Source organism: Paenibacillus sambharensis, from assembly GCF_003233845.1.
GTDB classification, from domain to species: domain Bacteria; phylum Bacillota; class Bacilli; order Paenibacillales; family Paenibacillaceae; genus Paenibacillus_I; species Paenibacillus_I sambharensis.
This window is the reverse complement of the sequence record NZ_QKRB01000002.1, coordinates 1-702: the sequence shown is the minus strand read 5'-3', so window position 1 is coordinate 702 and position 702 is coordinate 1. Positions and strand designations below refer to the sequence as shown.

At 49.6% G+C, this 702-nt stretch carries 2 tRNA genes and 1 rRNA gene; all 3 read right to left on the bottom strand.

What is annotated here, in order from left to right:
- Positions 1-332: 332 nt before the first annotated feature.
- Positions 333-408, bottom strand: a tRNA-Ala gene (locus DNH61_RS00020).
- A 17-nt stretch (positions 409-425) separates the two neighbouring features.
- Positions 426-502, bottom strand: a tRNA-Ile gene (locus DNH61_RS00015).
- A 77-nt stretch (positions 503-579) separates the two neighbouring features.
- Positions 580-696: ribosomal RNA gene (gene rrf / locus DNH61_RS00010) — 5S ribosomal RNA — on the bottom strand.
- Positions 697-702 lie beyond the last annotated feature (6 nt).

Here is a 702-nt window from a genome sequence, read left to right as displayed (position 1 = left end):
ACATCCTTCGCTGTGTAATGGGAGATCGTTAGATCGTTCCATTACGGTTAGAACTAATCAGCTAATTGGCTGTAACTGTTCGACTCGCTTATGTGAGTCGCAGTTAGCAGCGATGTTCTAGACTTTCATTCGCTATCCAGTTTTCAAGGTGCAAAGGTTTTTCGTCGATTAAGCTTCTCCGAATCACTTCAGAAAAGACCTAACTACTCAAACCCTCTCGCTGCTAAAGCAGCTTCTGCCTCATCGGCAGGAAATACATCTTATCATGTCTCACTATGACATTCAACATTTAAATATTGGAGTCATAAGCATAATAAGTTAATGCTTTTTTTTGGTGGAGCCAAGCGGGATCGAACCGCTGACCTCCTGCTTGCAAGGCAGGCGCTCTCCCAGCTGAGCTATGGCCCCATATCAAGTTGTTCAGATGGTGGGCCTTAGTGGACTCGAACCACCGACCTCACCCTTATCAGGGGTGCGCTCTAACCAGCTGAGCTAAAGGCCCTCATGTTGCTGCAGCCTTCGCCTTATGCGCCAGCTCCAACCCTAATTTCTTACTATAAGGACGCCATAAAGGCTCCCGCTTGGCAACGTCCTACTCTCCCAGGACCCTGCGGTCCAAGTACCATCGGCGCTGGAGGGCTTAACGGTCGTGTTCGAGATGGGAACGCGTGGATCCCCTCCGCCATCATCACCAAACGAGTC